The sequence below is a fragment of the Shewanella carassii genome, assembly GCF_019670705.1.
GTDB classification, from domain to species: Bacteria; Pseudomonadota; Gammaproteobacteria; order Enterobacterales; family Shewanellaceae; genus Shewanella; species Shewanella carassii.
Genome location: NZ_AP024618.1, coordinates 1,048,018 through 1,071,669, shown reverse-complemented (window position 1 = coordinate 1,071,669; position 23,652 = coordinate 1,048,018). Strand labels below are relative to the sequence as shown.

At 53.5% G+C, this 23,652-nt stretch carries 23 protein-coding genes; 16 read left to right on the top strand and 7 right to left on the bottom strand.

Going from position 1 to position 23,652, the window contains the following annotated elements:
- The first annotated feature begins 49 nt into the window (after positions 1-49).
- The 4 genes from K5621_RS04940 to K5621_RS04925 are packed head-to-tail and all read left to right on the top strand — an operon-like array spanning position 50 to position 1,702.
- A complete protein-coding gene (locus K5621_RS04940; RefSeq protein ID WP_100144976.1) occupies positions 50-535 on the top strand; it encodes a GNAT family N-acetyltransferase in 486 nt (161 codons plus the stop codon).
- A 3-nt stretch (positions 536-538) separates the two neighbouring features.
- Positions 539-889 (top strand): DMT family protein, encoded by a 351-nt coding sequence (locus tag K5621_RS04935; protein ID WP_025889282.1) that lies wholly within the window; start codon positions 539-541, stop codon positions 887-889.
- Positions 890-915: 26 nt separating this feature from the next.
- Entirely contained in the window at positions 916-1,167 is a 252-nt protein-coding gene (locus K5621_RS04930) for a DUF2960 domain-containing protein (protein ID WP_025011397.1), read from the top strand.
- Between the two features lie 25 nt (positions 1,168-1,192).
- Entirely contained in the window at positions 1,193-1,702 is a 510-nt protein-coding gene (locus K5621_RS04925; RefSeq protein WP_221050595.1) for an RDD family protein, read from the top strand.
- A 194-nt stretch (positions 1,703-1,896) separates the two neighbouring features.
- On the opposite strand, the gene lptG is transcribed toward K5621_RS04925, so the two are convergent.
- Positions 1,897-2,955 (bottom strand): LPS export ABC transporter permease LptG, encoded by a 1,059-nt coding sequence (gene lptG, locus K5621_RS04920; protein ID WP_221050594.1) that lies wholly within the window; start codon positions 2,953-2,955, stop codon positions 1,897-1,899.
- Entirely contained in the window at positions 2,952-4,064 is a 1,113-nt protein-coding gene (gene lptF / locus K5621_RS04915) for an LPS export ABC transporter permease LptF (RefSeq protein WP_221050593.1), read from the bottom strand. The genes lptG and lptF overlap by 4 nt, the downstream gene beginning before the upstream one ends.
- Positions 4,065-4,303: 239 nt before the next feature.
- Between lptF and pepA the strand changes: the two genes are divergently transcribed.
- The 3 genes from pepA (at position 4,304) to K5621_RS04900 (ending at position 8,032) form a co-directional block, all read left to right on the top strand.
- On the top strand, positions 4,304-5,812 hold the full coding sequence (pepA, locus tag K5621_RS04910) for a leucyl aminopeptidase (RefSeq protein ID WP_221050592.1): 1,509 nt from the start codon (positions 4,304-4,306) through the stop codon (positions 5,810-5,812).
- A gap of 484 nt (positions 5,813-6,296) precedes the next feature.
- Positions 6,297-6,902: a TetR/AcrR family transcriptional regulator gene (locus tag K5621_RS04905; protein ID WP_221050591.1), complete on the top strand. Its 606-nt coding sequence runs from the start codon at positions 6,297-6,299 to the stop codon at positions 6,900-6,902.
- A gap of 92 nt (positions 6,903-6,994) precedes the next feature.
- On the top strand, positions 6,995-8,032 hold the full coding sequence (locus K5621_RS04900; protein ID WP_221050590.1) for an NADP-dependent oxidoreductase: 1,038 nt from the start codon (positions 6,995-6,997) through the stop codon (positions 8,030-8,032).
- Positions 8,033-8,240: 208 nt separating this feature from the next.
- On the opposite strand, the gene K5621_RS04895 is transcribed toward K5621_RS04900, so the two are convergent.
- Positions 8,241-9,494, bottom strand: a complete 1,254-nt coding sequence (locus tag K5621_RS04895; protein ID WP_221050589.1) for an NRAMP family divalent metal transporter — start codon at positions 9,492-9,494, stop codon at positions 8,241-8,243.
- Positions 9,495-9,825: 331 nt separating this feature from the next.
- Between K5621_RS04895 and K5621_RS04890 the strand changes: the two genes are divergently transcribed.
- The 3 genes from K5621_RS04890 (at position 9,826) to K5621_RS04880 (ending at position 14,480) form a co-directional block, all read left to right on the top strand.
- Positions 9,826-10,290 carry a DNA polymerase III subunit chi gene (locus K5621_RS04890; protein ID WP_100144984.1) on the top strand — a complete coding sequence of 155 codons (465 nt, stop codon included), beginning with the start codon at positions 9,826-9,828 and terminating at the stop codon, positions 10,288-10,290.
- A 15-nt stretch (positions 10,291-10,305) separates the two neighbouring features.
- Complete coding sequence (locus tag K5621_RS04885; protein ID WP_221050588.1) at positions 10,306-13,185, top strand: valine--tRNA ligase; 2,880 nt, start codon at positions 10,306-10,308, stop codon at positions 13,183-13,185.
- Between the two features lie 335 nt (positions 13,186-13,520).
- Positions 13,521-14,480, top strand: a complete 960-nt coding sequence (locus K5621_RS04880; RefSeq protein WP_221050587.1) for a TerC family protein — start codon at positions 13,521-13,523, stop codon at positions 14,478-14,480.
- Between the two features lie 139 nt (positions 14,481-14,619).
- Here K5621_RS04880 and K5621_RS04875 read toward each other — a convergent pair whose 3' ends face one another.
- Together K5621_RS04875 and K5621_RS04870 are read right to left on the bottom strand one after the other, a co-directional pair.
- The gene (locus tag K5621_RS04875; RefSeq protein ID WP_245003136.1) at positions 14,620-15,153 is read right to left on the bottom strand and encodes a GNAT family N-acetyltransferase; all 534 of its coding nucleotides are present in this window, start codon (positions 15,151-15,153) and stop codon (positions 14,620-14,622) included.
- 13 nt (positions 15,154-15,166) lie between these two features.
- Positions 15,167-16,342 carry an acyl-CoA dehydrogenase gene (locus tag K5621_RS04870; RefSeq protein ID WP_221050586.1) on the bottom strand — a complete coding sequence of 392 codons (1,176 nt, stop codon included), beginning with the start codon at positions 16,340-16,342 and terminating at the stop codon, positions 15,167-15,169.
- Between the two features lie 200 nt (positions 16,343-16,542).
- Here K5621_RS04870 and K5621_RS04865 point away from each other — a divergent pair, with 200 nt between their 5' ends.
- Genes K5621_RS04865 through K5621_RS04850 form a run of 4 tightly spaced genes read left to right on the top strand, consistent with a single transcriptional unit; the run spans position 16,543 to position 19,850 of the window.
- Entirely contained in the window at positions 16,543-17,415 is an 873-nt protein-coding gene (locus tag K5621_RS04865) for a MipA/OmpV family protein (protein ID WP_221051121.1), read from the top strand.
- A gap of 5 nt (positions 17,416-17,420) precedes the next feature.
- Positions 17,421-17,840, top strand: a complete 420-nt coding sequence (locus tag K5621_RS04860) for a DUF3019 domain-containing protein (RefSeq protein WP_221050585.1) — start codon at positions 17,421-17,423, stop codon at positions 17,838-17,840.
- Entirely contained in the window at positions 17,840-18,553 is a 714-nt protein-coding gene (locus tag K5621_RS04855) for a response regulator (protein WP_100144992.1), read from the top strand. Before K5621_RS04860 ends, K5621_RS04855 begins: the two co-directional genes overlap by 1 nt.
- Positions 18,554-18,572: 19 nt before the next feature.
- Positions 18,573-19,850, top strand: coding sequence for an ATP-binding protein (locus K5621_RS04850; protein ID WP_100144993.1), 1,278 nt, complete (start codon positions 18,573-18,575; stop codon positions 19,848-19,850).
- Here the strand turns inward: K5621_RS04850 and K5621_RS04845 are convergent.
- Positions 19,837-20,148, bottom strand: a complete 312-nt coding sequence (locus tag K5621_RS04845) for a DUF1289 domain-containing protein (protein ID WP_100144995.1) — start codon at positions 20,146-20,148, stop codon at positions 19,837-19,839. The genes K5621_RS04850 and K5621_RS04845 overlap by 14 nt on opposite strands.
- 150 nt (positions 20,149-20,298) lie before the next feature.
- On the opposite strand from K5621_RS04845, the gene K5621_RS04840 reads away from it, so the two are divergent.
- Positions 20,299-20,826: a DUF4136 domain-containing protein gene (locus K5621_RS04840; protein WP_221050584.1), complete on the top strand. Its 528-nt coding sequence runs from the start codon at positions 20,299-20,301 to the stop codon at positions 20,824-20,826.
- Here the strand turns inward: K5621_RS04840 and K5621_RS04835 are convergent.
- Positions 20,817-22,283 carry an AAA family ATPase gene (locus K5621_RS04835; protein WP_221050583.1) on the bottom strand — a complete coding sequence of 489 codons (1,467 nt, stop codon included), beginning with the start codon at positions 22,281-22,283 and terminating at the stop codon, positions 20,817-20,819. The genes K5621_RS04840 and K5621_RS04835 overlap by 10 nt on opposite strands.
- A 184-nt stretch (positions 22,284-22,467) precedes the next feature.
- Here K5621_RS04835 and purT point away from each other — a divergent pair, with 184 nt between their 5' ends.
- On the top strand, positions 22,468-23,643 hold the full coding sequence (purT, locus tag K5621_RS04830; RefSeq protein WP_221050582.1) for a formate-dependent phosphoribosylglycinamide formyltransferase: 1,176 nt from the start codon (positions 22,468-22,470) through the stop codon (positions 23,641-23,643).
- Positions 23,644-23,652 lie beyond the last annotated feature (9 nt).

Below are 23,652 nucleotides of genomic sequence, written 5' to 3'. Positions count from 1 at the left end.
TATAATGGCGCGTTTCTATGAAGTGACTGCAAAGAGAAAGTGAATTCAGATGTTGATACGCGCCATTAGCCAGAATGACTGGCAAGCCATAGGCGAAATTCAAGCAGAGTGCTACCACGCGCTGGCCCCCGAACCTTTACATGTACTCAAGAGCAAGTGGCAGGCATCACCGCAAACCTGTTATGTCCTTGAAAAGAGTGACCAGGTGGTAGGCTATTGTCTGGCTCATCCCTGGACCGAAGACACGCCTCCGCCACTGTATCAGGCGATTACCGCCTTGCCCAAGGCCGACACCCTTTATCTGCATGATATTGCCATCAGCAACAGGGCTCAGGGGCTCGGCGCCGGACGCAAACTGTTTGATACCCTCAAACTGCAGGCGGAAAAACTGCGTCTGGGGTCCTTGTCACTGGTGGCAGTACAGGGCGCCTGTGGTTACTGGGAAAAACTCGGCTTTAACCACAAGCGTATCGAAAAATCGCTGGCCACCTATACAGATGACGCCAGTTATATGGTCTATCCGGTAACCCGTTGACAGATGCAACCCACACTCATCACCATAGGCTTGTTGTGCCTGAGCAATATCTTTATGACCTTTGCCTGGTACGGCCACCTCAAGTCCCTTTCAGGTAAACCCTGGATCATTGCCGCTTTGGTCAGTTGGGGCATAGCCCTGTTCGAATATCTTTTGCAGGTACCGGCCAACCGTATTGGTTATAGTGTGATGAATGTGGGCCAGCTCAAGATACTTCAGGAAGTCATCACCCTGAGTCTGTTTGTTCCTTTTTCATTCTATTACCTAAAGGAACCGCTGAAACTGGACTATCTCTGGGCCGGGTTGTGTATGCTCGGCGCCGTTTATTTTATATTTCGCAGTAAGTTCGCTTGAGCCCACTGCTTTAATGAGGACACAAGATGGCACGTCAGGTCGCCTATGAATACAAAGGGGTCGCGAAAGTGATCAACTTTGCCTATGACAAATACCACGACATGTACGAGGCTGTTGCCGCCGCCGAGGGAATAGATCTCAGCCGCTTTCTGGCGATGGAACAGCAGGTCGCCATGACAGCCAAAGGCGGTGGAGCCCTAAAGAGCTATCGCACCAGTGAATTCGCCCGTATGGGATTTCGTCATATCCACTTTGTCAAAGAAGAAGAGCAGGGTTAATACCTGCCCCAAAGAGGGTTAAGCCATGATAAATCCAGAACACGCCAATTTTCCCCGAGCCGGCTTTTTCAAGCGCCTCGGAGCCGCCGTTTATGATCTGCTGCTGGCGGTAGCCGTCTACATGTTTGCCGGTGCCATAGGGTTTGGGATCTTTACCGGCCTGACCGCCTCCGGCCTCATTCCCATGGGGAACTATGAACATGTTTCGGATCTGCTCAATGGCAATAACCTCTATCACGGCCTCTATCAACTGTGGCTGGCCTGCTGTGTGGCCGGTTTTTACGCTCTCTTTTGGTCCAAGGGCGGCCAGACGCTGGGCATGCGCGCCTGGCGCCTCAAGGTGCAGCATCCCAACGGCCAAAACCTGAGTTTTATTACCGCGCTGGCACGGGTAGTTTGGTCCTTGTTGGGGATAGGCAACCTGTGGATCCTGTTCAGTGGTGACAAACTGGCACTGCAGGACAGCATGACCCGCTCCGAAGTGGTGCTTCTCAGTAAAGAAGCCAACTCACTGCGCAACTGGCACGGAGCCTGAGGCACTGATTCTGAGGTAATGGCCTGAAATACCCAGGTAGCGGTAGCATTAAAATAATGCTTTATAGATGTCTCCAATACGCAAACCACAGCAAAAAGCCCTGTCACTGACAGGGCTTTTTCATAACGTTAATCGGCACAGGAGGCTTTTAAACCACAGCGGCTTTACTCTCAAGCCCTCAATCCTCAGCGTCCTCAGCGGCGGATATAGTAGATAGCCGCGCCGGTAAACAGCACACTCGGCATCATGGCCCCCATCAAGGCCGGCAGCTCATAGACTATGCTCATGGGGCCGAAGATCTCATTACAGATATAGAAGGTAAAGCCGGCTATCACCCCGAGTAACACCCTGGCTCCCATAGTAACGGTTCGCAGTGGCCCGAATACAAAAGAAAGCGCCACCAGCATCATCACAGCCACTGTAACGGGCTGCATCACCTTGCGCCACAGTGCCAACTCATAGCGACTGGCATCCTGATTGTTATTCTTCAAATAATCGAGATAACCGACCAAACCACGAATAGACAAGGCATCGGGTTTAACCGACACCACACTCAGCTTGTCCGGTGTCAAACTGGAGGGCCATCTGTCTTCCTTGAGGTTTTCCAGCACCACTTGTTCATTCTTGAACACTGTGCGGCGAACCTCCAACAAACGCCAATATTCCTTGGTGTAGATAGCCTGCTCGGCATGCACCACACTGGCCAGCTTCTGCTCTGAGTCAAACTCATAGAGGGTAATATTGCCAAGACGAGTCACATCCTCAATCTCGCCAATATTGACGAACAGGTTTCCATCTCTGGCCCAAATCCCGCGGTGGGACTTAATCAGGTTACCGCCGGAGATCTTGCTGGTCTTAAGCTCATAGGCCTTCTGCTCCGCCACCGGTGCGCCCCATTCCCCCAGTACCATCACCATCAGCATCAAAGGAACCGCCGTCTTCATCGCCGACAGGGTGATCTGTAGCCGCGACATGCCGGAGGCCTGCATCACTATCAGTTCAGAGTTGGAGGCTAGCATACCCATGCCGATGAGCGCCCCAAGCAACACGGCCATGGGGAAGAACATCTCCACATCTCTTGGGATCAAAAACAGCACATAGACGGCGGCATCCATCATGGTGTAGCTGCCCCGGCCCACCAGACGCAGCTGATCGACCCATTTGATGATCCCGGAAAGCCCGGTCAAAATCAGCAGACACAAGGCCGAGGTGCTGAGCAGTACTCTGGCAATATACCAGTCCAGTATCTTCATGCTGCGGCCCCCCGGCGTTTGAATAGCCCCGCCAGTCGAGTCCCCAGAGGTCTGCCCTTACCTATCAACAAGATGCCCATCAGCAATGCCGAGGCATGGATCCACCACATCCCCAGCCAGGCAGGGATCACCTCATCCTGCAATGCCTTGCGCCCGGCGACCATCAAGCCAAAATAGCCAAGATAGAGTAATACCGCCGGAAATACCTTGGCAAACTTGCCCTGGCGTACATTGACCCGAGCCATAGGCACAGCAATCAGCGTCATCAAGGGGATAGCCAGCGGAATGGCCAGTCGCCAATGAAGTTCGGCCACGGCTTCCGGCCCCGGTGTATTGAGCAGTTCCTTGAAAGGCACGGCAGATAACTTGCGATCCCTCTCATCCACTTCCTGCTCTTTGAGCTGCATCTGATAGCCGCCGAACTCAATCACCTGGTAATCCACCCGGTTCGGCGCTCCCTGATAACGCACGCCGTCATCGAGCTTGAGTCGCTGACCACCGGTTGCGTCTTCCACTACCCGGCCACCATGGGCCACGACCAGGTTGGTAACACCGCTCTCGTCTTCCGCATCGGGAAGCTGGGCCACAAAGACTTTTTCCAGCTCATTGTCTTTGCTGATTTTTTCAACAAAGAGCACAGCCCGGCCGTTGGCACTGGTTTGAAAACGTCCTTGAACCAGGGCGGCCAGCCCGGCTTCTGACTGGGCCTTTTCCAAGACCGCGTGTTGTTTGTCCTGCGCCCAGGGCGCGACATAGAGCGCCAGATAACCGGTAAACAGGCTGTTGAGCAACGCCAGGATCAGGGTCACCCGGGTGACATACCATTCGCTGACGCCGACCCCATGAAAGACCACCATCTCGTTTTCTGCATACATGCGGCCATGAGCGAGCAAGATCCCCAGAAATAGACTCAAGGGTAGAATTAGCACTGCCAGTTCAGGCAGATTGAGGCCGATCAGAGTCATCACCAGGGAAGCGGGAAATTCGCCATCGGAGGCATCAGCCAGGATGCGGACAAATTGCTGGCTGATAAAAATAGCTAACAAGACAGAAAGCACCGCTATTTGTGCCTTCAAAACTTCGCGGATCAAGTATCTAAATACAATCACAGGCTGAATCCGGTATCCAAACTTATCTTTTTGCTGGTGTCAGTGTTACTTTCATGTAGACTGTCTACTTTTGATAGTTTTCTGACCATAACAGGCGGCATTTTGGTTGTTTCAGGCGTATGCTTTTTGTCAGCCAAACCAGCCCCCCTGCTGCAGGAAATTTTCCGCCTTTAGGCGGCACAAGCAGACATTATCCAATAAATAAAAAAGTTTGTCTTTAAAAGAATCTAGGAGAGCTCATGGAGTTTAGCGTAAAGAGCGGCAGCCCCGAAAAACAGCGCTCGGCCTGCATAGTTGTAGGCGTTTACGAACCCCGTCGCCTGTCCGGCATCGCCGAACAACTGGACAAAATCAGTGAAGGTTACATCAGCAACCTGTTGCGCCGTGGCGATCTGGAAGGTAAGCCCGGGCAGATGCTGCTCCTGCACCATGTACCCAATGTGCTGAGTGAGCGGGTTCTGCTGGTAGGTTGCGGAAAAGAACGAGAACTGGATGAGCGCCAATACAAGCAGATCATCACCAAGACAATCAACACCCTTAACGATACCGGCTCAATGGAAGCCGTGTGCTTCCTGACCGAACTGCACGTTAAAGGCCGCGACACTTATTGGAAAGTGCGCCAGGCCGTGGAAACCACCAGCTCTACCCTCTACAGCTTCGATGGACTCAAGACCCGCAAGGGCGAGACCCGCCGTCCGCTGCGCAAACTGGTATTCAATGTCCCGACCCGCCGTGAACTGACGGTTGGCGAGCGCGCCATCGAGCATGGTGTCGGCGTTTCCGCCGGTATGCAGTTGTGCCGCGACGTGGCCAATATGCCACCCAACATCTGTAACCCGGCTTATCTGGCCTCCCAGGCCCGGCAACTGGCCGAGGTGCATGAGAACCTGAAGGTCAGCACTGTCGGTGAAGAACAGATGGCCAAGCTTGGCATGAACGCCTACCTGGCCGTGGGCCGTGGCAGCGCCAACGAGTCCATCATGACAGTGATGGAATATCAAGGCGCCGTCGACACGACCGCCAAGCCGATAGTGCTTGTGGGTAAGGGCCTGACTTTTGACTCAGGTGGTATCTCGCTCAAGCCAGGCGAAGCCATGGATGAAATGAAATACGACATGGGCGGTGCTGCCGGGGTACTGGGTACCATAAAGGCCATCTGTGAAATGAAGCTGCCCATCAATGTGGTTGGGATACTGGCCGGCTGTGAAAACATGCCTTCCGGCAACGCCTATCGCCCAGGTGATATTCTCACCACCATGAGCGGCCAAACCGTGGAAGTGCTCAACACAGACGCCGAAGGCCGTCTGGTGCTTTGTGATGTGCTCACCTATGTGGAGCGCTTCGACCCTGAAGTGGTGGTCGATACCGCCACTCTGACAGGAGCCTGTGTTATCGCGCTGGGTAAACACGCCTCAGGTCTGTTCTCGGCCCATAACCCACTGGCGAGCGAGCTGCTCAATGCCGGTGAGCAGAGTGGTGACCGCGCCTGGCGCCTGCCAATATGGGATGAGTACCAGGAGATGCTGGACAGCCCATTTGCCGATATGACCAACCTGGGCGGACGCCCTGCCGGTTCTATCACGGCGGCCTGTTTCCTGTCGCGCTTTACCAAGAAGTACCACTGGGCTCACTTGGATGTAGCGGGTACGGCCTGGAACAGCGGCGCCAACAAGGGCTCGACCGGTCGTCCGGTTCCTATGCTGGCGCAGTTCCTGCTCAACCGCGCCGGAGTCGAGCAAGGCGAATAAGCGCCTGACTCCCTGCCAATAAAAAGCGAAGCCCAGTGCTTCGCTTTTTATTTTTGTGGGCTATTTTATAAAGCCAATCTTCCTTTTGTCCTGCTCCTTCCCCGTCTTTTGATTATCGCCCCCGCCTTTTGATTATCGCCGATAGAGTCGGCGCTTGATCAACATGGTATTCATCCACGGCTCAAACCACAGAGCTAAGCCACAGAGCTAAGCCACAATAAACCGCCCTGTTGAAAGGCAGTGGCTCAATACGGCCCATAAAACTCGGCTTCAGACTAAGTTTACACAGCTGAGTTTGCCAATACAGTTCCAGCCGACATGACTCCGTTTACTTTAACTCTGAACTAATTCATAGCTTTTCATCCAGTTACTTCCTGTCGCGTTTCCTTTATCACTTGGTACTGCCGTTGAGATTCCATGCCAAACAAGTGCTGTTCAAACAAACCACTAGACGACTGGTCTAATGGTGATTATACTGACCGCCATGAACACACAGACACAAAGCACACGCCAACACATACTGGACACGGGTTACCAGCTCGTCGTAACCAAAGGCTTTTCCAATGTTGGCCTGTCACAACTGCTGCAACATGCAGAAGTCCCCAAGGGCTCCTTCTACCACTACTTCAAATCCAAGGAGCAGTTCGGCGAAGCCCTGATAAAGGACTATTTCAACGATTATCAGGATAAGCTGCAGGCACTGCTGGGTCATGAGCGCACCCCGGCGCTGCAGCGGCTACAAAGCTACTGGCAACTCTGGCTGGACTGCGACGCCGACGTCTGCGGCGCACAAAAATGCTTGGTGGTGAAGCTGAGTGCCGAAGTGGCCGATCTCTCTGAGCCGATGCGTATGGCGCTGCTGCAAGGTGCCAAGCGGATCATTGCCACCATTGCCGAATGCATCGAAGCCGGAAACCGGGATGGCTCTGTCAAGGTCGGCAACAGTGAACAGACGGCGCAGCTACTTTACAACCTCTGGCTGGGAGCCAGCCTGATGAGCAAGCTGACCCAGGATAAAAACGCCTTAAATCTGGCAATGCAAACCACTGACAGCATACTCGCAGGCAGGCTGGACAACAGCGGCCAATAACAGATACTCCCCGCCACACAGGTGGCGGGATTTTTTTAACCGAGCACTAGACGACCGGTCTAATCAAGCAATAAAAGCCAATGGAGCCTATTATGACTGCCAATCAAAACCCACATCAGCGCATTGTGCTGGCCTCTCGCCCGAGCGGCGCTCCCAATGCAGACAACTTCCGCCTGGAAAGCAGCAGCAAGCCGGTGGCAGGCGACGGCCAGGTGTTGCTGCGCACCATCTATCTGTCGCTGGATCCATACATGCGCGGCCGCATGAGTGATGCAAAATCCTATGCCGAGCCGGTAGCCGTGAACGATATCATGGTCGGCGGCACGGTTTGCCAGATAGAAGAGTCCCGTCATCCGGACTTTGAAGTCGGTGAGTGGGTGCTCGCTTACACTGGCTGGCAGAACTATGCCCTTTCAGACGGTGAAGGGTTATTGAAACTCGGCAAAGTGCCGGCTGCCCCTTCATACGCCCTCGGAGTCTTGGGCATGCCAGGTTTCACCGCCTATATGGGACTGCTGGATATTGGCCAGCCCAAAGCGGGAGATACTCTGGTGGTTGCCGCCGCGACTGGACCGGTTGGCGCAACTGTAGGTCAGATAGGTAAACTCAAGGGCTGCCGGGTCATAGGTATTGCCGGCGGCGCTGAGAAATGTCGCCACGCCAAAGAAGTACTGGGTTTCGATGAGTGCCTGGATCACAAGGCAGAGGACTTCGCCGAGCAGTTGGCCCAAGTCTGCGACCAGGGAATAGACATCTATTTCGAGAATGTCGGCGGCAAGGTGTTTGATGCGGTATTGCCCCTACTTAACACCAGCGCCAGAGTCCCCGTATGTGGTTTGGTGTCTCAATATAACGCCACTGAGTTGCCGGCCGGGCCGGATCGCCTGTCATTGCTGATGAGCACCATTCTGGTGAAGCGGATCAAGATGCAGGGCTTTATCATTTTTGACGATTATGGTCACAGATATGAAGAGTTCGCCAAGGAGATGGGGGATTGGGTTTCTCAGGGCAAAATTCAATATAAAGAGCAACTGGTCGAAGGGCTGGAGCTGGCACCACAAGCCTTTATCGGCCTGCTTGAAGGTAAAAACTTCGGCAAGCTGGTGATCAAGGTTGCCGAGCCGCTGTGATAAAAACTGATGGCTGCACTCAATTGATTGCTGCGGCCATGCGTTTACCAGTAAAAAGCAAGGCTTGCGGCCCTCTTAAGCATAAACGCCAAGAGGGCCGTAAGTTCTAACGGTTTCATTCAACCTCATTAAAGCGATTTATTTGATCCTGCCAATCCTGAAATCACTTTCAAACCCGCGATCGGCGAGGTAACAATCACTAGCAGTTTTATCCCACGAAAGTCGCCACAAAACGCTCTATGTTTGACACACTGGCCCCCGCCATGACGATGACTATCGCGGCACCAATAGCGGTTAATCCAAGCGGGTGACGATAATCACCGACAATACTCTTTCGACGAGTCGCCATCAGTATCACCGCCAAGACGACAGGTAGAATTATGCTGTTTACCAATCCAGCCAACATCAACAAAAATACCGGCATATTGACCAACACAGTCCCCAAAACGGTAATCATAATAAAGCCGACACAACAGGCTTTTTCATGACGGGCAACCACAGGGAACAAGGTTTTCACCAAGGAAACGGCCATATAGGAATTGCCGACGACAGAGGTAATCGAGGCCACAAACAACACCAAGCCAAAGATATGATAACCCAAGTTACCAGCCCCTATCCGGAACGCATCGGCCGCAGGATTGGCAGCATCCAACACCCCACCCGCCATAATCACCCCGAGAACGGCACAAAACAACAGTACCCGAATGACTACGGCGATGGAGATCCCTGCCCAAGCTGCCTGCTTGATCCCATTTAATTGTTGGTTGCCACTCAAGCCGACATCCACCAATCGTTGAGCACCTGTGTAATAGCCACCAACAGCACCTCCGACTATGGTCAAGGTTGGGAGTAACAAGCTCGCATAGTCAGTGGGATATACGGCAGCCACTATAGTCTGCTGAACCGGTGGTAGATTATTGAGTGCAACATAGGCAATCAACACTATCATTAACAATCCCAAATAACGGGCCATTTGATCTATGCGTTTGGACGCATTGTGTAATAAAAACAGTGTCGCCCCCATGACGCCGGTCACTATGGCTCCCCAGGTAGTATCAATACCTGTGAGTACATTCATCCCCAATGCCGAGCCACTGACATTGCCAAAATTAAATGCCACGGCACCCAGAGCTAATAGAGTACCGATCACATACCCCATTCCTGGAGCGACCCGGTTGGCAATGTCCTGAATTCGTAGACCGGATACGCCAACAATACGCCACAGATTCATCACTATTCCAAAAGTGATGATTGCCGACACGAGTACTGGAAACGCCATATCTATCTTGTAGATATTGGTAAAAACTGCAGTTTGAGTAAGGAAACCTGGACCGACTGAAGTCATTGCCATCAAAAAGGCGACGCTAAAAATGGCTTTTTTCTGAAAATCCCGTTGCGTTTGCGCAACAGAGCGGGGGGATAAATTACAAGAGATATCTGCAGCAGATTGAGAAGTAGACATGAGCGATCCATTTTTGTGTTCTTTCTACTAAAAGAAATAGAAAAAACAACTGAATAGGATCAGCTGCTTTATCTCTGATACACGAGGTGCCCAGAGGGTATGTAAATTTCGCGGGGTATTTTAGGAGCCGAGATCACGCTTGTCCAGACCGTTTCCCCGTTTTTATTCAAACCATGACGCAGCGCACCCAATAATCACAATATGCGGCCACGCAGATCACTTACCATGAAAATCTATTCCAATGCGCTTCTTCCCCCTTGGTTGTTAAGCCTACAGCAAAGGGTGTAAAATCTTACGTTTATGTCAAGGGTAATCAAGGCCACTACCATAGATGAGTCAAGCAATATTCTATTTGTTGCCACAGGTATCAACACCCTCTGCCCGTGAGCAAGTTGAGATGGCCGCCTGCAAGCTGGCACAATGGCATTACGCCAATGGTGCGCAGGTATATATTCACTGTAATGACCAGACACAAGCCCATGCCATTGATGAACAACTATGGCAGTTTGACCCCATCAGTTTCGTGCCCCACAACCTTAAAGGTGAAGGCCCGGCGGCCGGGGCACCTGTAGAGATAGGATTTGATCCTATCGGGCCCGGCAAATTACGTCAGGTTCTGATTAATCTTGCAGACCAAAGCCCTGCATTTGCGGTAAACTTTGGTCACATTATCGATTTCGTTGCCAACGATGATGCCATGAAGGTCATCGCCCGCCAGCGCTATAAGCAATATCGGGCGTTTAATATTCCTCTGAGCACTCAAGAATTGACAACCGAACCTCTTAAACCAGTTTGAGAAATGTAAGCTCCCATGGAAAAAACATACAATCCGCAGTCTATTGAACAAGCGCTCTACCAGGTTTGGGAAGAGAAAGGCTATTTCAAGCCCCACGGTGACGAGTCCCAGGGCAACTATTGCATCATGATCCCACCGCCGAATGTCACCGGCAGCCTGCACATGGGACACGCCTTCCAGGATACCATTATGGACACCCTAATCCGTTACCAGCGGATGAAAGGCAAGAATACCCTCTGGCAAGTGGGCACCGACCATGCCGGTATCGCCACCCAGATGTTGGTGGAGCGTAAACTGGAAGCCGAAGAAGGCAAGAGCCGCCACGATCTCGGCCGTGAAGCCTTTATGGACAAGGTATGGGAGTGGAAGAGCCAGTCCGGTGGCACCATTACCAGCCAGATGCGTCGCCTGGGCGCCTCGGTAGACTGGGACCGCGAGCGTTTCACCATGGACGAAGGCCTGTCGGAAGCCGTGCAGGAAGTGTTTGTTCGCCTCTATGAAGATGATCTCATCTATCGCGGTAAGCGCCTGGTTAACTGGGATCCCAAGCTGCACACTGCGATCTCCGATCTGGAAGTGGAAAACAAGGAAAAGCAGGGCCACATGTGGCATTTCCGCTATCCACTCGCCGATGGCGCCCTGACCGCCGACGGTAAAGACTATCTGATTGTCGCCACCACACGTCCGGAGACTATGCTGGGTGACAGCGCGGTTGCCGTGCACCCTGACGATGAACGTTATCAATCCCTGATTGGCAAAGAGATCATTCTGCCAATCGTTAACCGCCGTATTCCTGTGGTGGCCGATGACTATGTGGATATGGAGTTCGGTACCGGCTGCGTGAAGATCACCCCGGCCCACGACTTCAATGACTATGAAGTTGGCAAGCGTCATAATCTACCCATGTTCAACATACTCACCCAAGATGCCGCCATCCGCACTGTGGCCGAAGTGGTGAATGTCGATGGTAGCCTCAACACCGAATTGGACGCCTCTTTGCCAAGCCGTTATGCCGGTATGGACAGATTTAAGGCCCGCGATGCCGTTGTCGCCGAATTCGAGACCCTGGGTCTTTTGGAAAAAATCGAGCCCCACGGCCTGAAAGTGCCTTATGGCGACCGCAGCGGCGTGGTGATTGAGCCCCTGCTGACCGACCAATGGTATGTGTCTGTCAAACCACTGGCCAAGACAGCCATAGAAGCGGTGGAAAACGGCGATATCAAGTTTGTGCCTCAGCAATACGAGAACATGTACTTCTCCTGGATGCGTGACATTCAGGACTGGTGTATTTCACGTCAGCTGTGGTGGGGTCACCGTATTCCGGCCTGGTATGACGAAAGCGGCAAGGTCTATGTCGGCCGTAACGAAGCCGAAGTCCGTGCCAAGCATAACTTGGCAAGCGATGTTGCTCTGCGTCAGGACGATGATGTACTGGATACCTGGTTCTCCTCTGCCCTGTGGACCTTCTCAACCCTGGGTTGGCCACAACAGACTCCTGAGCTGAAAACCTTCCACCCCACAGACGTGCTGGTGACAGGTTTCGACATCATCTTCTTCTGGGTAGCCCGGATGATCATGATGACCATGCACTTCATCAAGGATGAAGACGGCACACCTCAGGTGCCCTTCAAGACAGTCTATGTGACCGGGCTTATCCGTGATGAGCAAGGCAACAAGATGTCTAAGTCCAAGGGCAATGTGCTGGATCCTCTGGATATGATCGATGGCATAGATCTCGAATCTCTGGTTGGCAAGCGCACTGGTAATATGATGCAGCCGCAACTGGCGGCCAAGATTGAAAAAAGCACCCGCAAGGAGTTTGCCGACGGCATCGAAGCTCACGGTACCGATGCGCTGCGCTTTACCCTGGCTGCCATGGCGTCCACCGGCCGTGACATCAACTGGGACATGAAGCGCCTGGACGGCTACCGCAGCTTCTGTAACAAGCTGTGGAATGCTTCCCGCTATGTACTGATGAATACCGAAGATCAGGATTGCGGCCCCAACTCACCTAACGGCAAGGCCGGCGGTGAGATGCAGCTGTCGCTGGCGGATCGCTGGATCACAGGTCTGTTCAACCAAACGGTCAAGACCTTCGAAGAGCATATGGGCGCCTATCGTTTCGATCTGGCTGCCAATACCCTGTACGAATTCACCTGGAACCAGTTCTGTGACTGGTATCTGGAGCTGACCAAGCCTGTGCTGCAAAACGGCTCTGAAGCCGAGCAGCGTGGCACCCGTCATACTCTGGTGACTGTACTCGAGCAGCTGTTGCGCCTGATGCATCCATTGATGCCATACATCACTGAAACCATCTGGCACCGTGTCAAACCACTTGCCGGTGTAAAAGGGGAAACCCTGATGCTGGCCGCCTTCCCTGAGTATCAGGCCGACAAAGTCGATACCGAGGCCATGGCCGACTTGGAATGGGTCAAGCAAGTGATTGTTGCCGTGCGTAACATCCGCGCCGAGCTGAACATAGCTCCGTCCAAGCCGCTCAACGCCTTACTGCGCAGTGTCAGTGCCCGCGACAAGGCCCGTGTCGAAGCCAACCAAACCTTCTTCACTAGCTTGGCCAAGCTGGAAAGCATGACGATTCTGGCCGATGGCGACAACGCGCCCATGTCCACCACCCAACTGGTGGGCGAGATGGAACTGTTGATCCCTATGGCAGGGCTTATCGACGTAGCGGCTGAGATGGCTCGTATCGACAAACAGCTGGATAAGCTGAGTGGCGAAGTCGCCCGCATTGAAGGCAAACTGTCCAATGAAGGCTTTGTGGCCAAGGCCCCGGCAGCGGTTATCGACAAAGAGCGCAGCAAGATGGCTGATCTCAAGCGCGATATGGACAAGCTCAAAGAGCAGCAAGCCGAGCTGGCCAAACTGGAAGCCTAACGGTTTACCCAAGAACCATAAAACCCAAGGGCAGTCAATCGACTGCCCTTTTTATTTATTATTCGCTTGCCCTCAGCTCCAAGTGGCTGGCAAGATTAAGATAATTTCATCTTCCAGAGCTGGCTAACGGAACAACATATTGTTAAATTGGAAAATATTCCAAGGGGAGTAACTTCTCGCCGGCTTGTCGTCATTACGGTGTATCCACACCCGGCAACCGGGCAAGGCTATTGAATTGTGCTTTGTAAGTGAGACCTTGCCGACAGGCAAGGATCCGTGCTCCTTCAGCTGGCCTGCCGTCGGTGGCAGGCTTTGTTGTATTTGGAGAAAATGAAATGGGTACCTGGTGGTTGTGGAGCGGATTTCTGGTAATAGTGCTGGGGATCCTTTGGATAGATCTTAAGTTTGTCGGCGGTGGTCACAGCCATAAGGTCTCGGTCAAAGAGGCGGGGATCTGGACCCTGGTGTGGATAAGCGTCGCCATGCTGTTTAACTTAGGGATCTGGTTCTACCTTAAACAGACCGCAGGTCTCGAAGTCGCCAATCAACAAGGGCTGGAGTTTCTCACCGCCTATCTCATCGAAAAAGCCCTGGCCGTGGACAATGTGTTTGTCTGGTTGATGCTGTTTAGCTATTTCGCCATCCCCGCCGAACTGCAAAGACGGGTGCTGCTCTACGGAGTACTGGGCGCCATAGTGATGCGGGCCGCCATGGTATTTGGCGGCACCTGGCTGATTAGTCAGTTCCACTGGGTACTGTATCTTTTTGGAGCCTTTTTGCTATTTACCGGCGCCAAGATGCTGTTTGCCAAGGAAGAGCATGAAACCGATCTCGCCAACAGCAAACTACTCGGTTGGCTCAGAAAACACCTGAGGGTGGTGAAAAAGCTTCAGGGTGAGCGCTTTGTGGTGCGTCGCCGCGGCATGTTATTTGCCACGCCCCTGTTGCTGGCGCTGATTTTGGTAGAGATCAGCGACATCATCTTCGCGGTGGACAGTATTCCAGCTATCTTCGCGGTCACCACAGATCCCTTTATCGTACTGACCTCCAACATCTTTGCCATCATGGGACTCAGGGTCATGTACTTTCTGTTGGCGGGCGCCGCCGAACGTTTTGTGCTGCTCAAATATGGCCTGGCGCTGATCCTGATGTTTATCGGTACCAAGATGCTTCTGCTGGATATCTATCATCTGCCTATCATGCTGGCACTGGCTGTCATCGCCGCTATCTTGCTGATCAGTGTATTGGGCAGCTTGTGGCTGCCCCGGGATAAGGGGAAGCAGCCACAGGCATAATACCTGTCTTTTATCCGTCACTCGAAGGGGGCACAAGATAATGAAAAATGATCCTGAGTGTAGTGGCCGCCCCCATGCGCTGCACGGGGCGACTCACTTGGTGTTGTTTATGGTCTATCTGTTCTTGATGTTTGAGTAATCATTCGCGGATGTTGGCCATAAAAAACACATCCACATATTCGCCATCACGGAAGGCATAGTCCCGCGCCTCGCCCTCAATCACAAAGCCATGGCGTTTGTAGAGCGCTATGGCGGCGTGATTGTCTGTATAAACCGTCAGCTCAAGGCGTCTCACCGCCAACCAGTTATGGGCCAAATCCACAGCGGCGGCCAGCAGCGCAGAACCCACGCCGATACCTCGGCACTCTTCACTCACCGCCATCCCCAGATCGGCCACATGCTTACGTCTGGGGTTGGTTTGTACCTGTAAGGAGAGCTGACCGGCCACCTCCCCTTGCCACTCTGCGACCAGTGAATAATAACCATCCGGCAGTTCCCCCAGGCGCTTATACCACTTTTCGAGTGACGGAAAGGGCTGCTGCAAGGTGCCAGCATAACAGCTGGGCTGAGTAAAGAGCGCCCGTATTGCCGGAATATCCGTGTGCTCGCTGTGGCGCACCACAACCTCTTGTTGTGACTGACTCACCTTGGATTCAAACTCTGTTGCCTGCACTCTGTTGTTCTCCTTAACTAAAAGCTGCCAAGCCTGTCTGGGCCCGCCCCAGGATCAAGGCATGAATATCATGGGTCCCCTCATAGGTATTGACCGCTTCCAGGTTCATCAGATGCCGGATGACATGAAACTCGTCACTGATACCATTACCACCGTGAATGTCCCTGGCCTGGCGGGCGATTTCGAGCGCCTTGCCGCAGGAGTTACGCTTGATGAGCGAGATGGCCTCAATAGCCAAACTGTCCTGATCTAGCAAGCGACCGGCCTGCAAGCAGGCAAACAGCGCCGTGGTGATCTCTGTCTGCATGTCCACCAGCTTTTTCTGGATCAGCTGATTGGCCGCCAGCGGCCTGCCAAACTGGACTCGATCCAGACTGTATTGCCGCGCGGCATGCCAGCAAAACTCGGCCGCGCCCAAGGCGCCCCAGGCGATGCCATATCTGGCCTTGTTGAGACAACCAAAGGGTCCCTTGAGCCCCTCGACATTGGGCAGCAGAGCATCGACACCCACTTCAACTCCGTCCAGCACGATTTCGCCGGTTATCGAGGCCCTGAGAGAGAACTTGCCTTCTATCTTGGGCGCCGACAGCCCAGGGGTGCCCTTTTCCACTAAAAAGCCACGAATGACCCCATCAAGCTTGGCCCAAACCAAGAAGAGATCGGCAATCGGTGAATTGGTGATCCACATTTTGTTGCCATGGAGCCGATACCCTCCCGGGATGGCTTCGGCGCGAGTCTTCATGCCGCCGGGATCTGACCCTACATCCGGCTCGGTCAGGCCGAAACAGCCAATCAGCTCACCGCGGGCCAGCCTTGGCAGATATTTCTGTTTCTGCTCTTCACTGCCGTAGGCAAAAATCGGATGCATCACCAAAGAGGACTGCACACTCATGGCCGAGCGGTAACCACTGTCGACCCGCTCTATCTCCCGGGCAATCAGGCCATAGCTGACATAGTTGACCCCGGCGCCGCCATATTCAGTCGGCAGAGTCGCCCCGAGTAACCCCAGAGCACCGAGTTCTGTCATGATCTCGGGATCAAAGTATTGCTCGCGATTTGCCTGCTGGATCCTGGGTTGCAACTTGCTTTGGGCATATTCATGCACAGTATCGCGGATCATCCTTTCTTCCGGCTGCAACAGACTGTCAAACTGCAAGGGATCTTGCCAATCGAAGGGATTACGGGCCATAGCTTTGTCCTTTTTTCAGCTGATTTTCATCATGCTACCTCAGTCCCGCATATCTGCCCAGCACAGACACAAGTGTCAAGCCAAGATTACACCTGTATCAATTTGCAACACATATGATAGAAGTCTCTGAATTTAAGCCGAACAAATGCTAATCTTCTGCGCTAAACCAATCATGCTTATTATTGATATACCGTATTTTCATGTCTTTACGACTCTGTTTGTTCATTTTCAGCCTCTTGTCTTTCAGCGCCTGGGCTCATCCCTATTGCGAGGAGAGGGAGTGCATACCTGTTAGTGAATGGGAGCTTGGGCTGGCCATGGGTTATGGCCAAAAGAGCAACCCCTTGCGCCAGCAGGACGATATTCCTCTCTACGTGCTCCCCAGCATTGCCTACTATGGTGAGAACTGGTTTTTTGACAATGGCAGCTTGGGACTGACCCTGGCGGAGTCGGAAAACTACACCATTAATCTGGTGACGGCTTATAGCAGAGAGCGGGCATTTTTCTATCGCTGGGATCCCAGCAATATCTTCACTTTTGGTAGTCGCTCGCAGATATCGGTCGCGCCTCAAAGCCGGGCGGTGTCAGTGATGTCAACGCCAAGAAATGAGCCTCCCAAAGTTTTTAACGAATTGGAGGACAGGCACTTTACATTTCTTGGTGGAGCCGAGGCTTTTATTTACACTCGATACGGTACACTGAATCTTTCGCTTACACATGATATGTTTAATGTTCACCGGGGCACCGAAGCCAAGGCTAGGTGGTTGTATAACCTGAATTGGCAACGCTGGAAACTGGAGTTCGCCCTGAATCTGGAGTGGAAGAGTAAAGAAATAGTCGATTATTACTTTGGCGTCAGACCAAGCGAGAATGCCTATTGGAGTCAGGCTTACCAGGGGAGTTCAGGCTTTAACCGCGGACTGGAGTTTACCGGTCGCTACAGCCTAAACGAAGACTGGGATCTTGTGTTAGGACTACGTTATACCCAACTTGCCGATGAAATAGCCAAGAGTCCTCTGCTGGATGAAGATGACGTCAGAACTTTTTTCATTGGTGCTGCCTATAGGTTTTAATCAAGGTGCGCTTAGTAAAAGGCTGGTGTTGGTTGTTTCCGTTGCTGATGTTGTCAATGACATCAGCCTCCCAGGTGCAGGCCGACTCAAATAATAATAATCAAGAAATCAAGCTGGCTATTACCCCTCAGCTCTGCATTCTCAAGAGCGAAGAGGACACCTGTTCGCTTGATGTCAGTTTAAGTTGGACTAATACAAACGGTGCGGTTTGTATCCTTTCTGATTATGAAGGGTTACAACGTTGGTGCAGTGAAACAGAAGATGTGCACGGCTTCACATTCCGACTCACAACCAGTGAGGACATTCACTTTGTCATGGTAGATAAGGACACATGGCAAACCTTAGCCGGCGTTTATTTTAGAACTACGCCCGTGTCTGACGCCAGCGTCAGGCGTAGATATCGCAACCCTTGGAGTTTATTCTGATGACCTCAGCGCAATCGACCCACCGCGTTTTACTGGTGGAAGACGACACTCGTCTGGCCAACCTTATTGTGGATTATCTCAAGTCCCATGGTATGCATGTGGAAGTTGAGCGCCGCGGTGATACCGTCTTGACCCGACTGCTCACCTATAAGCCAGACATTATTCTTTTGGACATCATGTTACCGGGCATGGATGGCCTGTCCTTGTGTGAAAAACTACCGGACTACTTTGCCGGCCCAATTCTGCTGATGAGTGCGCTTGGCTCCAATGAAGATCAAATCAAAGGCCTGGAACTGGGCGCCGATGACTATGTGGTAAAACCGGTGGATCCGGCGCTCCTGGTTGCACGGATCAACAATCTGCTGCGACGTCATACCAAGCCACCTATGGCAGAATCCCACTGCCTGAGCTTTGGCAAGCTGAGTATAGATCCTCACACCCAGGCGATCCGTTTGGGCGAGAAAGAGGTGGATCTCACCAGTCACGAATTTGAACTCCTGTGGCTGCTGGCATCCCAAGCCGGCCAAGTGCTGAGCCGCCAGTATATCTACCAATGTCTGCTGAACATCGACTTCGATGGCAAGGATCGCAAGATAGACGTACGTATCTCTCGTCTGCGCAAGAAGCTGGGCGATAATATTGAAACGCCATTCAGGATCAAGACGGTTTGGGGCCAGGGATATCTGTTTGCTCCCGAAGCCTGGAATAGCTGATCCCCTGTTAGGTTAACGTGTGAAACGCCTCTTTATCAGTTTGTATCTATTGATCAGCCTGAGTTTTCTCGGGCTGGGATGGACTCTCGATGCCCTCTGGCAACAACATGATGATGAGACAGAACAATTGGCCGATGCGCCATTGATGGCGATGGCGGCCATGCTTAAACCCATGACGCCCGAGCAGCGGCAACAGGCGATTGCCGCTGCCAATATCAATGCAAACTACCCGCTGCGTCTATTCAGTGCCGACAAGATCACTCAGGCCGATGATGGTGAGTTGGCTCCCGGTGAAGTTTTCACCACCCTGACCAACTCTGGCAAGCAGATGCAGTTTATCCGCCTGGATCAACAGGTACTGATGACAGGCCCGATAGATACAGATCCCAGGGCCAGACTGCGCGGCCTGTTCACCCTGTTCTTCTATCTGTCGCTGGCCGGAGTAGCCCTGGTTTGGGTCTGGCCACTCTCCCGAGATCTTAAGGTGCTCAAACAAGCAACGGAAGCCCTTGGACAAGCCAAGTGGGATACTCGCATCAAGCTGTCCCCCCGCTCTCAAGTACAACCCCTGGCACAAACCTTCAATGAGATGGCGCGGCATATCGGTGCTCTTATCGACAACCAGCGCCACCTGGCCAATGCCGTCTCCCACGAGATCCGCACGCCGCTGGCCAGGCTCAAGTTCGCCCTGGCACTGATCCCCAACTATTGCCGGGAGGGGAATGATGAGGCCGCCAGGGCCGAGTTTATTGCCGGCATGACAGAAGATGTCAAAGAGATGGAATCCTTACTGCAGGAAATGCTCACCTATGCCAGTCTGGAGTCGGCCCAAACCGGACTGAGACAGGAGAGTTGCAACCTCACCGCCCTCTGCCGCCAGGTGATAGACAGATTGCAGAGCCTGAGCCCTATTCCGATAACCCTGGACAGTTCCGTCGCCAAACTGCCCTTCACCTGTGAGCCGGCCTTGATTGAAAGAGCCCTGCAAAACCTGCTCACCAATGCCCAGCGCTTTGCCGAGAGCCAAATTCTGGTGACTCTGAAAGAAGAAAACGATGGAGTCACCATCGAGGTTAAAGACGATGGCGAAGGGATCCCTGAAGAGGAACAGCGCAAGATATTCGAACCCTTTGTCCGCAGCGATACCTCACGCAACAGCAATAAAGGCTTTGGGCTGGGGCTGGCGATTATCAAACGCATAGTCGAGCGCCATCAAGGCGAGATCCGGCTATTTAGCCGCCCCGGGGAAACCCGTTTTTGCATCAGTCTGCCCACGCGGGAACTCAATCGAGACTGAAATCGCTGAAGTCCAGAGGCTCGTCTTCGTCACCTTTGGCATCAAAGTCCAGGCTGTGATTCAACTGCAGCTCTTCCACCTTGAGCTGCTCCCTGCGCGCCTTTATCTGCGCCAGCTGCCAGCGCCGTTTACGCGCCTTGCAAAGGCGAATGACGTCCAACTTACGGGCGTTGGAAAAATTGAGCCAATCGAATCTCTCTTCGCGGTTCCGAAAACAACCTTTGCAATAGCCCTTGGCATCTGTCTGGCAGACACCGATACAGGGGCTGGGGATATCAAAAAAGACCAGTTGTTCCATAGGGGCGTAATTGCAGGCTCTCTCTGACGGCTGAACTCTAGGTATATCATCTCATTCTTAAAAAGGCGATTTTTTATCCACTTCTTGCACTAACGGCCGCTTTGGCACAAAGTCACAGGGTAAGGTATATCTCTTCACGGAGGACAAGTGATGACATTCAGGACACTCTTGCTGCTGTTCCCCCTGCTACTGACAGCCTGCGCCCAGCAGCCGAAACAGGACTACGACCCGGGATACAACTTCGCCAAGCTACAAAAGTTTACCCCGCTGCCGATTTCCAGCAGTGATGATCCCCTGAGCGCCGAGCGGATCAATCAAGCGATTGTCGACACGTTGAAAAACAAACAATTTATCGAAGTCACCGAGTCAGCGGACTTCAAGGTTTCCTTTGCCTTTCGCACTACAGATAAGCCAAAAGACTCAGGCCTCTCCATCGGCCTTGGCAGCGGCACCTGGGGCTCTGGCGGTGGCATTGGCGTGGGCACCAGTGTGGGTGTACCTCTGGGAGCCGATGCCAAACTCCAGACCATACAAATCGATATCATAGAAGCGAGTAGCAACCGCCTCATCTGGCGCGGCAGCGATCAGTTCAGCTTCAGCGATGGCGGTGAAGGTAAGGCTCTGGCAACCCGGGAAACCGTGATGCGGATCCTGAGCCAGTTTCCGCCTCAACCGTGAGCCATCACAGTGCGGCCGTTGGCCCATTGACGCAGAACGTTGAGCTTTTCGGCCATCACTACAGATAAGGGGCGGGTCCGACTCAGGGCATCGAGCAGCCAGGCTTGGTTGGCCTCCTGCCCTGCTGCCCTCGCGGCATAACGGGCAGAAATAACCGCCTGCTCTATCTCGGCGCCGGAGAAACCTTCACTGGCGCTGGCCAGACTCGCCAATTCCAGCGCGGTCGGATCGATATTGCGCTTGCGGCAGTGGATGCGGAAGATCTCCTCCCGGGTGGAGCTGTCCGGCAGGTCGACAAAAAATATCTCATCCAGGCGTCCCTTACGCAGCAGCTCGGGAGGCAGCGCGCTGATATCATTGGCGGTCGCCACCATAAAGACTTCGGACTTGCGCTCTGCCATCCAGGTCAGCAGGGTGCCGAGGATCCGCTTCGAGGTGCCTTCATCGCTGTTACTGCTGCCCAGCCCCTTTTCAATTTCATCTATCCACAATACGCAGGGCGCCATCAATTCCGCCATCTCCAGCGCTTTCTTGAGGTTGCGCTCCGTCTCGCCTATGTACTTATTGTAGAGTCCGGCCATATCCAGGCGCAGTAAAGGCCGCTGCCAGATCCCGGCCACCGCCTTGGCCGCCAGGCTCTTGCCACTGCCCTGCACCCCAAGCAGCATCACGCCCTTGGGCGTATCGAATGCTTGCGCATCGCTGCCAAGGCGCCTGTGGCTCAGCCACTCCTTGAGTCTGGACAGCCCGGCAACATCGGCAAAGTCACAGGTGTCGTACTCAAATTGCAGCACACCTTCCATATCCAAAAGCGCAAACTTGGCCTTGTTGACCACGGGAATATCCGAGTGGCACAAGGCGCCATCATCCCAGATGGCCTTACGGGCAAGACGGCGGGCATCGGCATGGCTCAGGCCGCGAAGGTTACCGGCAAGCAGTGGGATCACGGCTTCATCGAGACGATTCAAGACCCCTTTGGCTCGAGCCAGGCGAGCTTCCTCTATGATGAGGTTTTCCAACTGGGCCTGCCCTGGCATGGAGAGGGAGAAATGAGCGCAGTATCGGCTCAGTTCAGGGGGCACATCAAAGGCGTGGCTAACCATCACCAGGGTGTGTTGCAAGGTTTCGTGCTCAAGGGCAATCTCCTTGAGCATTCTCACGTTACGCGGCGCCTCAACCACATAAGGGTGAAAGTCACAGAGCACATAGATCCCCTGCTGCTGGCTGGCCTTGATGTGCGCCAGAATATCGGTCGGTTCGGCATTGAATTTCTGCACCCCGACTTCCCTGTCCAGCCGCTTGAGCCCCTGGGTAACACTCCAGCCATACAGGGGCCGCATCAGCACACCGGCCACTCGTTTGAGCAGCTCCAGAACTCTGGGCTCCTCATACGTTTCAATTATTACCAAGGGCGTACCGCCCCTGAGCACCCCGGTTAAGTCTTTGACATCCTGCATTCTGGCTTCCCGCACGATAATAGCGGACTTAAGAATAACAAAGTTTCAACATCCGCCACAGCAGCGCAAGCAGTGATCCAGCGCACAATTTATCAAGCCTTCCGCCCAAGCCGATTGCCAAAGGGTAAACTAGCAAAAAAATCCGCTGCCACAGGCAGCTACAATAACCAAAGGTACCCACACTATGTTAGGCACTCCCCTTAGCCAAGGCGCCGTGCGCGCTATGCTGCTCGGCTGCGGCGAACTGGGCAAAGAAGTTGCGATTGAACTGCAGCGCCTGGGCGTCGAAGTCATCGGCGTTGACCGCTACCCCAATGCCCCTGCCATGCAGGTCAGCCATCGTTTTCATGTGGTGAACATGCTTGATCCCGAAGCGCTGCGCGCCGTCATCGAGCTGGAAAAACCCCATCTGGTCATTCCGGAAATCGAAGCCATAGCCACAGCGACGCTGGCGCAAATGGAGGCCGAAGGCCTGAAGGTGGTGCCCACCGCCAGGGCCACCCAGTTGACCATGGACAGAGAAGGCATTCGCCGTCTGGCGGCTGAGACGCTGGGGATCCCCACCTCGCCCTACGTCTTTTGTGACACTGAGACAGAATTCAATCAGGCGGTTGCCCAAATAGGTTTGCCCTGTGTGGTCAAGCCTGTGATGAGCTCATCGGGCAAGGGCCAGAGCGTGATCCGCGAGCAAGCCCAGATAGCCGCGGCCTGGGAGTATGCCCAGCAAGGTGGCCGCGCCGGTCAAGGCCGGGTGATAGTCGAAGGTTTTGTGCCTTTCGACTACGAAATCACCCTGCTCACCATAAGTGCAGTTAACGGCATTCATTTCTGTGCGCCTATAGGCCACAGGCAGGAAGACGGTGACTACCGCGAATCCTGGCAGCCACAGGCCATGAGCCAAGCGGCCCTGGAAAAGGCACAACAGATAGGCGCCAAAGTGGTTGAGGCGCTCGGCGGCTATGGTTTGTTTGGGGTAGAACTCTTTATCAAGGGCGATGAAGTCTACTTCTCTGAAGTCTCGCCCCGGCCCCACGACACCGGCATGGTAACCCTGATAAGCCAGGATCTGTCCGAGTTTGCCCTGCACGTGCGTGCCATTCTCGGATTGCCGATCGCCAATATCCGCCAGCACGGCCCCAGCGCTTCGGCTGTGGTGCTCAAAGAAGGCGACTCAGACAACCTGCGTTACACTGGCCTTGCAGCAGCGCTGAGCGAAGCCGACACCCAACTGAGACTGTTCGGCAAGCCGGAGATCCATGGTCGCCGCCGTCTGGGAGTTGCCCTGGCAAGGGATCTGGATATTCAAAGCGCCATAGACAAGGCGCTGCGCTGCGCCGCCAAAGTAGAAGTGATTTTTTAAAAGAGACCG

Excerpts from the sequence above, each read along its gene's own strand:
- K5621_RS04940 (WP_100144976.1), top strand. The coding sequence starts at position 50 with ATGTTGATACGCGCCATTAGCCAGAATGACTGGCAAGCCATAGGCGAA.
- K5621_RS04935 (WP_025889282.1), top strand. The coding sequence starts at position 539 with ATGCAACCCACACTCATCACCATAGGCTTGTTGTGCCTGAGCAATATC.
- K5621_RS04930 (WP_025011397.1), top strand. The coding sequence starts at position 916 with ATGGCACGTCAGGTCGCCTATGAATACAAAGGGGTCGCGAAAGTGATC.
- K5621_RS04925 (WP_221050595.1), top strand. The coding sequence starts at position 1,193 with ATGATAAATCCAGAACACGCCAATTTTCCCCGAGCCGGCTTTTTCAAG.
- lptG (WP_221050594.1), bottom strand. The coding sequence starts at position 2,955 with ATGAAGATACTGGACTGGTATATTGCCAGAGTACTGCTCAGCACCTCG.
- pepA (WP_221050592.1), top strand. The coding sequence starts at position 4,304 with ATGGAGTTTAGCGTAAAGAGCGGCAGCCCCGAAAAACAGCGCTCGGCC.
- K5621_RS04905 (WP_221050591.1), top strand. The coding sequence starts at position 6,297 with ATGAACACACAGACACAAAGCACACGCCAACACATACTGGACACGGGT.
- K5621_RS04900 (WP_221050590.1), top strand. The coding sequence starts at position 6,995 with ATGACTGCCAATCAAAACCCACATCAGCGCATTGTGCTGGCCTCTCGC.
- K5621_RS04895 (WP_221050589.1), bottom strand. The coding sequence starts at position 9,494 with ATGTCTACTTCTCAATCTGCTGCAGATATCTCTTGTAATTTATCCCCC.
- K5621_RS04890 (WP_100144984.1), top strand. The coding sequence starts at position 9,826 with ATGAGTCAAGCAATATTCTATTTGTTGCCACAGGTATCAACACCCTCT.
- K5621_RS04885 (WP_221050588.1), top strand. The coding sequence starts at position 10,306 with ATGGAAAAAACATACAATCCGCAGTCTATTGAACAAGCGCTCTACCAG.
- K5621_RS04880 (WP_221050587.1), top strand. The coding sequence starts at position 13,521 with ATGGGTACCTGGTGGTTGTGGAGCGGATTTCTGGTAATAGTGCTGGGG.
- K5621_RS04870 (WP_221050586.1), bottom strand. The coding sequence starts at position 16,342 with ATGGCCCGTAATCCCTTCGATTGGCAAGATCCCTTGCAGTTTGACAGT.
- K5621_RS04865 (WP_221051121.1), top strand. The coding sequence starts at position 16,543 with ATGTCTTTACGACTCTGTTTGTTCATTTTCAGCCTCTTGTCTTTCAGC.
- K5621_RS04855 (WP_100144992.1), top strand. The coding sequence starts at position 17,840 with ATGACCTCAGCGCAATCGACCCACCGCGTTTTACTGGTGGAAGACGAC.
- K5621_RS04845 (WP_100144995.1), bottom strand. The coding sequence starts at position 20,148 with ATGGAACAACTGGTCTTTTTTGATATCCCCAGCCCCTGTATCGGTGTC.
- K5621_RS04840 (WP_221050584.1), top strand. The coding sequence starts at position 20,299 with ATGACATTCAGGACACTCTTGCTGCTGTTCCCCCTGCTACTGACAGCC.
- K5621_RS04835 (WP_221050583.1), bottom strand. The coding sequence starts at position 22,283 with ATGCAGGATGTCAAAGACTTAACCGGGGTGCTCAGGGGCGGTACGCCC.
- purT (WP_221050582.1), top strand. The coding sequence starts at position 22,468 with ATGTTAGGCACTCCCCTTAGCCAAGGCGCCGTGCGCGCTATGCTGCTC.